General features: G+C 43.4%; 12 protein-coding genes. 6 read left to right on the top strand and 6 right to left on the bottom strand.

Annotation, left to right across the window (positions count from 1 at the left end; genetic code table 11):
• Positions 1–170: 170 nt before the first annotated feature.
• The 5 genes from MD535_RS23220 to MD535_RS23200 all read right to left on the bottom strand — a co-directional run bounded on the left by MD535_RS23220 (position 171) and on the right by MD535_RS23200 (position 5,109).
• Positions 171–2,168, bottom strand: coding sequence for a beta-prism lectin domain-containing protein (locus MD535_RS23220; RefSeq protein WP_265677537.1), 1,998 nt, complete (start codon positions 2,166–2,168; stop codon positions 171–173).
• Between the two features lie 44 nt (positions 2,169–2,212).
• Positions 2,213–3,376 carry a hypothetical protein gene (locus MD535_RS23215; protein ID WP_265677533.1) on the bottom strand — a complete coding sequence of 388 codons (1,164 nt, stop codon included), beginning with the start codon at positions 3,374–3,376 and terminating at the stop codon, positions 2,213–2,215.
• A 167-nt stretch (positions 3,377–3,543) separates the two neighbouring features.
• A complete protein-coding gene (locus tag MD535_RS23210) occupies positions 3,544–3,834 on the bottom strand; it encodes a hypothetical protein (protein ID WP_265677532.1) in 291 nt (96 codons plus the stop codon).
• Positions 3,835–4,071: 237 nt separating this feature from the next.
• Positions 4,072–4,566, bottom strand: a complete 495-nt coding sequence (locus MD535_RS23205; protein WP_265677530.1) for a hypothetical protein — start codon at positions 4,564–4,566, stop codon at positions 4,072–4,074.
• Positions 4,567–4,596: 30 nt separating this feature from the next.
• On the bottom strand, positions 4,597–5,109 hold the full coding sequence (locus MD535_RS23200) for a nicotinate-nicotinamide nucleotide adenylyltransferase (protein ID WP_265677529.1): 513 nt from the start codon (positions 5,107–5,109) through the stop codon (positions 4,597–4,599).
• Positions 5,110–5,226: 117 nt separating this feature from the next.
• On the opposite strand from MD535_RS23200, the gene nadE reads away from it, so the two are divergent.
• Together nadE and MD535_RS23190 are read left to right on the top strand one after the other, a co-directional pair.
• On the top strand, positions 5,227–6,057 hold the full coding sequence (gene nadE, locus MD535_RS23195) for an ammonia-dependent NAD(+) synthetase (RefSeq protein WP_265677528.1): 831 nt from the start codon (positions 5,227–5,229) through the stop codon (positions 6,055–6,057).
• Between the two features lie 265 nt (positions 6,058–6,322).
• On the top strand, positions 6,323–6,568 hold the full coding sequence (locus MD535_RS23190) for a YdcH family protein (protein ID WP_265677527.1): 246 nt from the start codon (positions 6,323–6,325) through the stop codon (positions 6,566–6,568).
• 137 nt (positions 6,569–6,705) lie between these two features.
• Here MD535_RS23190 and MD535_RS23185 read toward each other — a convergent pair whose 3' ends face one another.
• Positions 6,706–8,529 (bottom strand): hybrid-cluster NAD(P)-dependent oxidoreductase, encoded by a 1,824-nt coding sequence (locus tag MD535_RS23185; protein ID WP_265677525.1) that lies wholly within the window; start codon positions 8,527–8,529, stop codon positions 6,706–6,708.
• 190 nt (positions 8,530–8,719) lie between these two features.
• On the opposite strand from MD535_RS23185, the gene pyrC reads away from it, so the two are divergent.
• The 4 genes from pyrC (at position 8,720) to MD535_RS23165 (ending at position 11,839) form a co-directional block, all read left to right on the top strand.
• Entirely contained in the window at positions 8,720–9,745 is a 1,026-nt protein-coding gene (pyrC, locus tag MD535_RS23180) for a dihydroorotase (RefSeq protein WP_265677523.1), read from the top strand.
• A 162-nt stretch (positions 9,746–9,907) separates the two neighbouring features.
• On the top strand, positions 9,908–10,216 hold the full coding sequence (locus tag MD535_RS23175; protein WP_265677543.1) for a DUF1289 domain-containing protein: 309 nt from the start codon (positions 9,908–9,910) through the stop codon (positions 10,214–10,216).
• A gap of 138 nt (positions 10,217–10,354) precedes the next feature.
• Positions 10,355–10,798, top strand: coding sequence for an acyl-CoA thioesterase (locus MD535_RS23170; protein ID WP_265677522.1), 444 nt, complete (start codon positions 10,355–10,357; stop codon positions 10,796–10,798).
• A gap of 120 nt (positions 10,799–10,918) precedes the next feature.
• Entirely contained in the window at positions 10,919–11,839 is a 921-nt protein-coding gene (locus MD535_RS23165; RefSeq protein ID WP_265677521.1) for a M14 family metallopeptidase, read from the top strand.
• The last annotated feature ends 49 nt before the right edge of the window (positions 11,840–11,888 follow it).

Raw genomic sequence — 11,888 nt, 5'->3', positions numbered from 1 at the left:
TAACAACATTAGTAAGCCATTTTGAATGAACTATACAAATTACTCTCAACAAAATCGTACAGCTCATAAGAAGAGCAGAGCAAATAGAAAAATCAATCTGGGTAAAAAATAACCTGACAGGGACCACTTAACCGTGAACAACTGCCAGATTACGTCTGTACTACAACAAATCAGTTCCCAAATCTAAGTTGTAACCCGCTCACTAACCATTCGTCCTCGGTACCCCAAATATTCAAATCCGTGATTTCTTGCCCATCTGGTACAACAGCGGTTTGCTCGGTACGATTAGTTGCGTATAACTTGCTTCCAATAAGCTTTTGACTCCCGTCCTGATAGCTGAATGTCAGAGCGACCAACTGACGACCACCCCACTGGTAATCTCCTCTTGTCGCCGTGACTGATTTTAGCCCGGCTAAACTTACTTTGTATAACTTACCACCCGAACCACCATGAAGATTGCTGCTAGAAGTCCCAATAGCATCAATTGCTGCTGCTGCTCGAATGTACAAGGACTTCGAATCAGTCACATATTGAGTATCAGCAATATGGCTTTTCTCTCCTAGTACCGAGCTCCAACTAAAATCGCTACCGCTGTCGTTATCGCCACTTAGTACCCATTGATTATTGATATAGGTAACAACCAAGGTCTCGCCACGTTTCGGAGTATACTTCGTTTCTCCAATAGTGACCGTAAAGTCGTAAATGGAATTACGTTCAAACTTCAATCTTGTGTACTCTGGAACGCCTTCAGGAAGTACGAATTGGCTTGTCCAATGACCATTAGACGTAATTAAATGTAAATCGCCTTGGTCGGCAATCAATTTTTTTAAGGCCAAGCTGCTATTATACAAGCTTCTTAACGTGTAATTGTCACTTACAATAGAAAAACTATAGCTTTTATCCACGGCGATACTGAAAGACTTTGCTCGATCATCTGGATAACGAGAGTCACTCCAAAATCGTGCTTGATTATAAGTTCCAAGCTTACTGTTACCATCTAAATCCGAATATAATGTTATCGCAAGACCTGGATGTATAGTAATGGTAGATAGTGTAAGCTGAAGCCCAGACTTCAGTGGAGTAAGTTGATCTATTTTCTCTCCGACTTCTACGCATTGGCTGACTGCTCGTTCAAATTCACCATAATGCAACGCGTGGTGTTCAAAGAAGCAACCATAAGTGTCATCTCGTTCAAGAAAGACGTATTTACCTTTGTCCCCAACTGTACTTCCTAAATAGGAAGCGGATTTGTTCCACGTATCGTTAATTGTCGAATTGTGCAAAAAAAATTCACCTACCGTTGCTCGGTACCCTGCCTTGATAGTAAGACTGCTAGAGTCTACCAATCCATAATCTGCCATTAGGTGCGTTGACCTTGGAGAGTTCATTTCTTTTGAATGATTTATCTCCACTTCATCAAAGCACTTCTCGTTGCCCTTATAATTAGGGTGCTGATACAAGCATAGTACAGATTCTTCAGGCTTTGGCGTTACGGGAGAGCTATCAACTTCATAACTTGGTGTACATGATTCAATGTAGGTTGGCTCATCTCGATAGAAACCACCCACCGAACATGCTTTAATGGTCTCCACATTAGATTCAATGGAAGGCAACGTGAGGTAAATTGAAGGCTGGCTATAGCTGATCATATTCATTACTACATGACCTTGTTGGTCAAGTTGTTCCGTGTAGTGAAAACCAAACTCTCCATTAATAATATCCAAACTGCTAATCGAGGTAGCCGGGGCGTCATATTTTAACGAATCATTATCGAGCACACGCACCGTTAGGTTAGCAGAATTCCCTGAGTTAAACCGAGGCGAAACCACTGGTCGAACGGTAGTTCGACTAGACCATGCTTTTGAACACTTTGATGTCCGTTCTGTTGATACACAAAAACGCACATCACCCATCGGATTTCTTGGAATCAGATAAGGTTTATTTGAAATGGTTTCCCCACTTTTGTTGATCCACTCCAATTCAATATACTTATCAGCTGTATAGTTTGTTGCTAGCTCGTTGTTTATTTTACCTAACAATATTTCACTACCTTCAACTTTACTTTCAATAGCAACTGACATAGCACAAGCACTTCCTATAGAGCCTATTGCACCCAATAGGAATAATATCGATGTATTATTCATCATTAACTCCAATTTTAGTTTCATTATTTCCAAAGTTTTTAAAAATTAAGATAGACGCTGAGCTTTTATTAAGATTCATCTTTAACAATACAACTTAGATATCCGTTGTAGACTTCACTTGGCGCTAAATGGGTTGCATTAGTTCCTGATATGGATACCGTCTCTGCCCAAGTAATCCCAGCAAAGGTGAATGGTCCGTTAGTCGTTGTAGTATTAGTCCAATAGTTAGTCATCCCAGGCCAAGTATCATCAAATACGGTGGCATCTTGAGCAAGTGACTTAAGCTCGCTACTTGTGGGTGGAACAGCACGTGGGGAAATGTGTTTACAGTAGCTTTCTACAAGATTGACACCTATGTTTGTCAAACGCTGCGAAGCCACATAATTCTTGCTGCCCACTGTTTCTTGTAAATAACTTTGGTCTGGAAATAGTGCAATAAATTGCGCTTTGGTTGGTGGTTGAACCCAGTTTCCAAGATTGTCAGGCCTTTCTATAACTAGCCTAGTACCGCAAGAAGAAGGCTCTACCAAAGGACTCGCACCGTGCGAGGTTAAACCAAAAGCACACAGACTTACCAGCGGTACCGATGATAGATTTAATCGCGCGATGGTTGTGTTATAGCTTGTTGATTGGTTAGAGGTGTTATGAACAAAACCCCGTAAACGTGAGGTTGACTGGAGTATAGTTGTACCTGACATCAATGTATAGAATAGATCCGTTACATAAGGATTACCCGACGGTAATTCATCCAAGTCGGCGGTGCCAATATAATCAACGCTTAGCCTCGCTTTCACAGAGATATCTTCATCATTGAGTATTTCTTCATTCGTTATGGCGTTGTTGACTTGCCAATAATCATTGATATCCGCCAATTCTGTTCTCGCACTTCGTGATTGAGCGTTACTATCATCAAAGTAAGTAACAACCTTTAACGTATTCGAGCATTGAAAATCCCCATTTTCAATTAAACAGAGTTTTACGTCTTTATTAGCGTCATTATCACTAGGGCTATAGGCGACACCTTTTGATTTAATTTTGTCATCGATCATCCACACATAATCATTAATACCGCCATCTTCCTTATAATGAAATATTAAGTCTGAATTATCTGATGCAATAATCGGAAAACCTACTGTTGTAAATTTATCATTTTTTGTTACAGATTCAATTTCTAGCCCATAAGCTAAAGAAGAACCGACTATACTACCCAATATAAAAATGTAGTTTTTCATACTTACCTCATATTTAGCATTCAATGTAAATCGATGCGACTTACCTATCCAAGCTTAAACATAAGGAAGCAACAAGCCATTATATTATTGTGAGTTAATCATTATTAATTGAAAACATAGAACAATATCACTAAATACAATTTAATATTTAAGTAGTAGCTCTAATTCTAGATGTAACTAACGATAATAATTGATGATTTTTCAACAGTACGTTCATTCATAATTTCAATTTTCTCTTTGGTATACTCAACACAGCCATTTGATTTCTGTTGTGTTTTTACAGAGTAATTTCTTACATTCAATGTACAAGGTTCCTGCATAATCCTTCCCTTAAAGGTAATTTTACCGCTAACAGATTTACTGTTCATCACTGAAACCACGTCAATAGGTTTATTTAACTTACTTTCTGACATGACTGATGCAGAGACTAATAGCAATAATGATAATAAATAATTCATTTCTTACACACCTTATATTTTTCTTACACTTATTATTTAGCAGCAATTCTCACGTATGCAAGTTATTTCTGACAAGCAAAGTGATAAATAAATATTATTTATCACTAGCGGTTTTAAGTGTCTATTTAATATAGGTAAATTTTAAGAGAGGAAATTAGTAATGTAGGAAGCAGATTACCTCTGTAATCTGCTTAAAGAAAACGAATAATAGGTTATGACGCTGATCCGGTATTGGTGCTAAAACGGTACTTCAACCTGCATCATCATGTCGCCCTGGTAGTCTTCATGCCAACGGTAATCTAACCGTAAGCGGGGCTCTTTGCCTTTCTCACCAAAGCCCACGCCAAAATGCAGCCCTTGTGACATCAGCCACTCTTGCATCGACATTTCATCTTTTTTTCTCGCGATGTCGGCTGGCGCCCAAAGTCCTATGCCGACAAAACTGCTTTCATAACGTCCGGTGAGAACCGGCTCGGATTCTTGGTTTAACAACCATTCATCCCAATAAGAGTCTTGCAGCGCATCCAATGGACTTGCAGGTTCCAGCAGTCCCCCCAGTGTCACAACTTGAGTACCTATGTAGCTAAATGGCTTAGTAATTAAAGTACAGAACGACTCTTCCTCCGTCGCTTTAAACACGACAGAGTGCGGTTTTTCGTCTTCACAAAAGGCGCGCGCATCTGGCGCACTCACCACTACCAACAAAGCAATACTGCATAATGCTGCTTTCATTTTTTATTAAAATCCTTTTTATTATCCCTTTTAATATAGCGGACTTATCGATAAATGTTTAGCAACAGATTTTGTGGTTAAGTGATCTACGTTCAAGCCCTGTTGCAAATGCTCTCTAATTTGTGTCGAACGCACCTTTACGCGCTCTGGACAAGCGAGTACAGACCAACGCTCTACAATCTCTTGTGCTTTATAAAAGCGACTAAAATTGAAGAAGTTATCCGGGCCCAATACAAACGTTAGTTCAGCAGCTGGGTATTGATCTTGAATGGCATTGAGAACGGCATAGGTGGTGACTGATGCGTTGGGTTCAACCAAAGACTCTTCAATGCTAGAGCGCACCACATTGGCTTGCTTCATGTCGGCAATAAACAAGTCGACCAACTCACAACGCTTGGCATAATCAAGCATAGTCTTACCCCATGCATGCGAAATACTGGGAACTAAGAGTACCTTGTCAAAATGAGCGAGTGATTGAATTACACTCAAATGGCCTAGGCTAGGTGGATTGAATGCACTACCAAATATTGCAATCTTTGTCATGAATGTCCTGCTTGTTTCACTATCTTCGGTATTTTCTCGGTTACTGTAACTTTTTTTCATGACTTTTCGTAGGTATCATAGAAAGAATTCAACTTGCTTGCAGGAAAAGGAACGCTAATGGAACAACTTATTCGGGATGAAATGCGTGTGCTACCCTCTATCGACCCACAATTCGAAGTAGAGCGCCGCGTTGAGTTTATTAAATCCAAGTTACTCAGTTCAGGCTGCAAAGCACTTGTATTAGGAATCAGCGGTGGTGTTGATTCAACCACATGTGGGCGATTGGCCCAGCTCGCGGTCAATGAGTTAAATGACCACGCAGGGTCTTCTGACTATCAATTCATTGCCGTACGCCTTCCTTACGGTGATCAGCAAGATGAAGATGAAGCCCAACTGGCTCTATCGTTTATTGAGCCGACACATTCGGTATCAGTAAACATCAAAGCAGGCGTTGATGGGTTGCACGCGGCATCCCACATCGCGCTTGAAGGTACGGGGTTATTACCAACAGACAAAGCTAAAATCGATTTCGTGAAAGGTAACGTAAAAGCGCGTGCTCGTATGGTGGCTCAATATGAGATCGCCGGCTATGTAGGTGCACTCGTGCTAGGCACCGATCACTCCGCAGAAAATATTACTGGTTTTTATACGAAGTTTGGTGATGGCGCCTGTGATATGGCTCCTCTATTTGGATTGAACAAGCGCCAAGTTCGCGAAGTTGCCGCCTGCTTAGGTGCACCAGAGCTGCTTGTTAAAAAGGTACCTACCGCAGACTTAGAAGAGCTTGCTCCACAAAAAGCAGACGAAGATGCTCTTAATCTATCTTACGACCAGATTGATGATTTCTTAGAAGGTAAAGCGGTTGACCAATCTGTGTCTGATCGTCTTGTTGCCATCTATAAAGCGACACAACATAAGCGTGAGCCTATTCCAACGATTTACGACTAGTCACGGTCATCAATCACATTCTCCTTATCTTGTTAAGCCAATGCAGAGCCTCTCATTGGCTTAACTTCTCTACTTCCACACAATAGATCGATTTTCATCGTGATTTAGCTCAACAAATTTACCTTCCTTCACCTTGAGATATTGCGTAACCGTATTCTTGTGCCATGGTTAAAGTAAGCTAACGTGCACCTTGTCATACTGACGATAAATAACGCGCATTAGCGATTGTTTTGAGCCTTAATTGATCAACACACAAGGGGTAACTATGTTAGGTGAAAACCATTCTCTTCTAAAAGAATTTCCAGATTTTCAAAGTACCATCCTCGAGCTGATGAAAAGCGATGAGTCTTTCGCTTCTACAACAAAAAAATACGATGCGTTAGATAAGGAAATTCGAGTACTAGAACTTAATGGGGCGCCTATCGACGACGCCGCGATGCACCAACTGAAACATGAACGAGCCGTTTTAAAAGATGTGCTGCACAAACATTTGGTCGAACTAGAAAAGTAGACTGACAAATGATGGGTAGAATTACGTAATAATCAACTTCATAGAAGATGGTTTAAGACTGGCGTAGTAAAGGGAAGTATCACACTTCCCTTTTTTTAATGTTTAAGCCCCATGACCTAACAAGGTATTCATGTACATTAGCAGCTAGACAGGACAACATCTGTTTGCGGTATCGCGCAACATGCCAGCACTTTCCCTTCCGCTATTTCACTATCTTGGATCGCTGGTACGTCTGGTTGATGCACCCAACCGCTCTCTACTTTTACCTTACAGGCACCGCAAAACCCAGCCCGGCAAGAGTACGCAATATTGATACCTACATCTTCCGCTTGTTCTAATAAATTTTGCTGGTTGCTACCGACAAACTCATCGCCATCAAATGAAATAGTCACGGACTTTTCAGGCTCAGCCGTCGCGCTGCTCACACCGAATGCTTCTTGGTGATAGCTTGTCGCAGGCAACCCCAACGACATGAGTAAGGTTTTGGCAGACTGCATAAAACCGTCTGGTCCACACACAAAGACTTGGCGTGTGGCGATATCGGCAATTGACGCTAAGTGAGCAAGGCTCAAGCGACCTGTCTGCCCTTCCCAGTCTCGACCTGGTTGTGTCAGCGCAACATCAACCTTTAAACTGGGGTGCTTATTCACCAACTCTGCTAGCTCTTTCTTAAAAGGAATATCCTCGAGAGTTGAACATTGATGATAAAAAACGACGTCGTCGATTCGCGCTCTATCACTAAGATCTCTTAGCATAGACATCATCGGCGTGACCCCACTGCCGGCAGACAACAATAATAATGGCTGATGCTCATCGCTTTTTAGATGAAAGTCACCGTTGGGGGTATCGGCAAGCAAAGTATCACCCACTTGAAAGTGGTCAAAGAGCCAGTTCGATACTTCACCACTGTCTAAGCGCTTCACCGATATAGCCAATCGTCCCGGTCGGCTGGGAGATGACGACAAAGTATATAAACGTTTAACCATTGTGCCGTTAATAATAAGTTCGATAGGCAGATGTTGCCCCGCTTTATATTTGGGTAACTCACCCTGCTGCGGCTCTAGCCAAAACGTCTCAAAATTCTTGGCAATATGCTCTCTTTCTACGCAAACAAATGTCTGTTTATTGGCATCAAGATCGGGGTAGGCCTCTTTATCTTTGTATTCCAGCACTTCAATGACGTCATCGACGTGAATCATCCCTTCGTTTTTCGCCACTAAGTTCTGACCAAAGAACACGCCACCACGTTCGTTGGCTCTAAAGCGAGAGAACGTCGTCAACGGCTCCTTGCTGGCCCTGAACTCTCCTTTCTCGACATCAACGGTTGTTAATACGCAACGCTCACACGGTTTAACCGCTTCAAATTCAACTTCGCCAATTTTGATGCGCTTCCAAGCGTCTTCAATGAACGCTTCGTCAGACTGAACCACAAGGTTAGTGCGAAACTGATCCATGCTGTGTTCTTCCGAGCTACGCGCATTTAACGCCGCTAAGGAACCCGTACTAATCACCAGTAAGGGATAGCCGTCAGCAAAGCTAACATTGTGACCAATCTTTTCACGAAGACGGTTGGATTGCTCGCCGGTATAAAGCAGCTCCACTCGCTGTCCAAGCACCTGACTAAACCAATCATCCGCGTTATCAGTGGTGGTGTACGCGGTAAACTTGTCGTTCCACACCTGCGCAGGGGCTTCTTGCATTTTAAACTGCGTATACTCGAGCTTAAGTGGCGGTTGCCCTGGATACGTGAATACCATTCCAGAGGGGATAATGCTCGAAGAAACCTTGACCATGTTCGGATGTTTTCTTGCCGTCACCATATTACCATCGGCTAACGCCACCATAAAACGACGGTCAAACGAGAGGCCTTGTAATTCAACCCAAGACGATGACAAAGCAATCCCTCCAACCGACTTGGCAGGGTAAATATTAATTTGAGACAGTTGAGCAGTTTCAGTCACGATTTCTTCCTTTCATCATTATCTTTTATGGCAATCTTATCGCCTTTTCTGGCGCAGTCCCAGAAACTTAGTGAAATCTTACTCAAATTCCACTATCATCCTGTCGCCTAAACGTAAGCGTTTGCATTCACATTTTTCGCTGCGATTTAGGCTCCGTTTCAAGCACAATTTAACCTTGGTGGGAGCCGAAATGACTACATTGACTATTACTCGTCCTGATGACTGGCACGTTCACCTTCGCGATGGCGAAGTACTGAAAGATACCGTTCGCGACATTAGCCGCTACAATGGCCGCGCACTGATCATGCCAAATACCATCCCACCTGTCACCGATACCGAGATGGCGCTTGCCTATAAAGCTCGTATCATGGCCGAGCAGCCATCAGAGCAATTTGAACCGCTCATGGCACTCTACCTCACTGACAACACTTCTCCTGAAGAAATTCGTAAAGCTAAAGCTGCTGGCGTCGTCGCTGCTAAGCTCTACCCTGCAGGTGCAACCACGAACTCTGATTCTGGCGTAACGTCGGCGAAAAATGTCTACTCTACATTGGAAGCAATGGAAGAAGTGGGCATGTTGCTTTTGGTTCACGGTGAAGTCACGACACATGACATCGACATCTTTGATCGTGAAAAAGAGTTCCTTGAAACTGTTTTAGCGCCTGTTGTTAATGACTTCCCAAACTTGAAAATCGTCCTTGAGCATATTACGACTGCTGACGCCGCTAACTTTGTGAAAAACGCCAACGACAATGTCGCAGCAACGATTACGGCGCACCACCTTCTATACAACCGTAACCACATGCTGGTTGGCGGCATCAAACCACACTTTTATTGCTTACCAATTTTAAAGCGTGGATCACACCAGCAAGCGCTTGTTGAGGCCGCTACGAGTGGTAGCAAGAAGTTTTTCCTAGGCACGGACTCTGCGCCGCATGCTAAAGGCATGAAAGAAGCAGCATGTGGTTGTGCTGGTTCTTATACCGCGCACGCGGCTGTCGAGCTTTACACTGAAGTGTTTGAGCAAGAAGGTAAACTAGAAAACCTTGAAGCGTTTGCTAGCCACAATGGCCCAGATTTTTACAATCTGCCACGCAACACAGATACCATCACGCTAGAAAAAGCACCATGGGATGTGCCAGCAACCATGCCATTTGGTCGCGATATTGTGGTACCGATTCGCGCAAATGAACAAATTGTCTGGAAAGTAAAATAAGCACTCAGCATTAGTGCCTGATAACGCCCCTATCTTCGGGGCGTTTCTATTTCAGCCGCAAGGTTTTCCGACATACTAAGTTAAAACGCAATATCCTGAGACGCCACAACCAGCGCCATGAATCACCGAAGAAGGTAACATTCAATGACCGAACAAGTAGCAATCCAAACCCCTTGCCGCGCAGCCTGTAAAAATAATGGTGGGATCTGCAGTGGCTGTCATCGGACCATGAATGAGCTTTCCGGTTGGCGTCATCTCTCCAACGATGATCGCCAACAGAAGATGACTCAGATTTCGGGAGAGCAAGCCACCCACAAGTGTGAGCAATGTGGTGAGCCCGCCTATTGTGAAATCTCTGCTGGCAAAGACAGCTGTTGGTGTTTTGAGATTGACAAACGTGACACTTCGTCACTGCCCACTTCTACACTCTGCTTATGTCGCCAGTGCTTGTCGGCCTTACCCATTAAGTAGCAGGTCTGCCACCATACCTCATGCTCCCGCTAGCTAGGCAGCCCCCCATATTGAGTACACTCTTTGGTCTTTTCTGTTGTTGCAACTTTGTTAAATAACAATTAGAGTAAATAATCCACTCTATAAGGTATGGTAACAATGGAAGAGTTATTGAAAGACTACCCGGTCATCACTGAAATATCGGTCGCTTGGGGAGAAATGGATGCGTTAAACCACGTCAATAATGCCGTATATTTCCGCTATTTTGAGACAGCTCGATTAGAGTACTTCAGCCATATCAATCTGATGGAAGACATGGCGATCACGAAAGTGGGACCGGTATTAGGCGACACATATTGTCGTTACAAATTACCCGTCACTTACCCTGATACGTTGCTCATTGGATCGCGAATTACTCACCTTGAAGCCGATCGCTTCACCATGGAATACCAAATTGTGAGTAAGAAAATGAACAAAGTGACCACCACCGGCACTGCGACTATTGTAATGTTTGATTTTGTCACCAATAAAAAAGCGAATATTTCAGACAAACTCATGCAAGCGATTGAAGAAACCTACCCTCACGGAGTAACCACCGTCTAAGTGCGCGCTCACTAAAAGACTCCAAAACACGGTTACTTACGCAATCCTCACCTTACTGCGCTTGCTGTTCTTATAACTCGTCGTTATCCTAACGAAAAGACATAATAAGAGAGCAGCAAGATGCACAACAGTGTCCAATACCCTATTGGTATTCCCGGTCAAAAATGGACAAAGCAAGATGTCCAACAGTGGCGTGAAACCACGTCTGTTAAACGCACGTATCAACACGATGTACTTCCAAAAATAGAGGCGCTAAGAGCCACCTTAGATGTCGAGCAGTATGGTGCGTTATCGTACGACACTGAGCGCTTTCCCCTTTTTGCCTTAAAAACAAAATCATGGTGCGCAGACAAGCCGACGATTTTAGTGACGGGTGGTGTACACGGATACGAAACATCCGGTGTGCATGGAGCATTGCAGTTTGCTAAAGATAATGCTCAAGACTTTGAAGATGAATTTAATATCGTCATCGTCCCTTGTGTCAGTCCTTGGGGATACGAAACCATCAACCGCTGGAACCCAAACGCTGTAGATCCAAACCGTTCATTCTATGCTAACTCGCCAGCAGAAGAGTCAGCGAATGTTATGGCACTGGTTGAACAACTGGGTGTGCCAATTCTTGCACACATCGACCTGCATGAAACAACCGACTCCGATGAGAGTGAATTTAGACCTGCTCTTGCAGCTCGTGACGGCCTAGATTATTTTGAGGACAGTGTCCCCGACGGTTTCTACCTTGTCGGTAATACGGAAAACCCAGCTGAAGCATTCCAGACTGCTATTATTAAGTCAGTTGAAAAAGTGACACACATCGCCCCGCCAGATAACGAGGGCAAAATCATCGGCTCTGCTGTTGTTCAACACGGTGTCATTAACTATCCATTGAAAAAGCTCAGCCTCTGTACTGGAATGACCGATTGTATGTACTCCACCACAACCGAAGTCTACCCTGATAGCCCTAAAGTAAATGAGCAAGAGTGTAACGATGCGCAAGTGGCAGCCATTTTAGGTGCGATTCATTACCTACAAAAGCACGCCTAACTCATAGAAGGGTGCTGCCCGGCACCCTTCTTCCAAGCGCCCAACACTC

Origin of the sequence: Vibrio qingdaonensis (assembly GCF_026191675.1) — a bacterium.
GTDB classification, from domain to species: Bacteria; Pseudomonadota; Gammaproteobacteria; order Enterobacterales; family Vibrionaceae; genus Vibrio; species Vibrio qingdaonensis.
Note: the sequence above shows the minus strand (reverse complement) of the source record. Positions and strands in the feature narration are given on the sequence as shown.

What these genes read in the sequence shown, in the direction of transcription:
- MD535_RS23215 (WP_265677533.1), bottom strand. Translation starts at nt 3,376, where the DNA reads ATGAAAAACTACATTTTTATATTGGGTAGTATAGTCGGTTCTTCTTTA.
- nadE (WP_265677528.1), top strand. Translation starts at nt 5,227, where the DNA reads ATGGAACAACTTATTCGGGATGAAATGCGTGTGCTACCCTCTATCGAC.
- pyrC (WP_265677523.1), top strand. Translation starts at nt 8,720, where the DNA reads ATGACTACATTGACTATTACTCGTCCTGATGACTGGCACGTTCACCTT.
- MD535_RS23200 (WP_265677529.1), bottom strand. Translation starts at nt 5,109, where the DNA reads ATGACAAAGATTGCAATATTTGGTAGTGCATTCAATCCACCTAGCCTA.
- MD535_RS23210 (WP_265677532.1), bottom strand. Translation starts at nt 3,834, where the DNA reads ATGAATTATTTATTATCATTATTGCTATTAGTCTCTGCATCAGTCATG.
- MD535_RS23190 (WP_265677527.1), top strand. Translation starts at nt 6,323, where the DNA reads ATGTTAGGTGAAAACCATTCTCTTCTAAAAGAATTTCCAGATTTTCAA.
- MD535_RS23220 (WP_265677537.1), bottom strand. Translation starts at nt 2,168, where the DNA reads ATGAAACTAAAATTGGAGTTAATGATGAATAATACATCGATATTATTC.
- MD535_RS23170 (WP_265677522.1), top strand. Translation starts at nt 10,355, where the DNA reads ATGGAAGAGTTATTGAAAGACTACCCGGTCATCACTGAAATATCGGTC.
- MD535_RS23165 (WP_265677521.1), top strand. Translation starts at nt 10,919, where the DNA reads ATGCACAACAGTGTCCAATACCCTATTGGTATTCCCGGTCAAAAATGG.
- MD535_RS23205 (WP_265677530.1), bottom strand. Translation starts at nt 4,566, where the DNA reads ATGAAAGCAGCATTATGCAGTATTGCTTTGTTGGTAGTGGTGAGTGCG.